General features: G+C 40.6%; 1 protein-coding gene. It reads right to left on the bottom strand.

Features of this window, described 5'->3' with window-relative positions; genetic code table 11:
• On the bottom strand, nt 1-429 hold a 429-nt coding region (locus tag J7R10_RS08900; RefSeq protein ID WP_281432519.1), incomplete at both ends, for a PEP/pyruvate-binding domain-containing protein.

The following is a 429-nucleotide window of genomic DNA, read 5'->3' as shown; positions in this document are numbered from 1 at the left end:
CTCTTCAGGATCTTGCGGAAAAGGCTCACCTAACTTTTCTTCAACATATGCTTTGTAAGAAATAATAACGTTTTTCCAATCAGTGGCTGTCATTTCTGTATCAACATCATAACCGTTGGATACTTTTACCTCATCAAGAATCTCTTCAAAGCACGAATGATCCAAACCTAAAACAACATTGGAATACATTTGGATAAAACGGCGATAACTGTCATAAGCAAAGCGTTCATTACTAGTCTGCAAAGCGATTGCTTTCACTGTTTCATCATTCATACCAAGATTAAGAATTGTATCCATCATCCCCGGCATAGAAGCCCGAGCCCCAGAACGAACAGAAAGTAACAGTGGTGTGCTTTTACTACCAAATTCGCGGCCTGTTTGTTCACCAATGCGTTTGAGTGCTTGCTTGACAGCTCCTTGCAATTCCTG

This window comes from Bartonella vinsonii subsp. berkhoffii ATCC 51672, assembly GCF_902825225.1.
In the GTDB taxonomy this organism is placed as follows: domain Bacteria; phylum Pseudomonadota; class Alphaproteobacteria; order Rhizobiales; family Rhizobiaceae; genus Bartonella; species Bartonella berkhoffii.
Note: the sequence above shows the minus strand (reverse complement) of the source record. Positions and strands in the feature narration are given on the sequence as shown.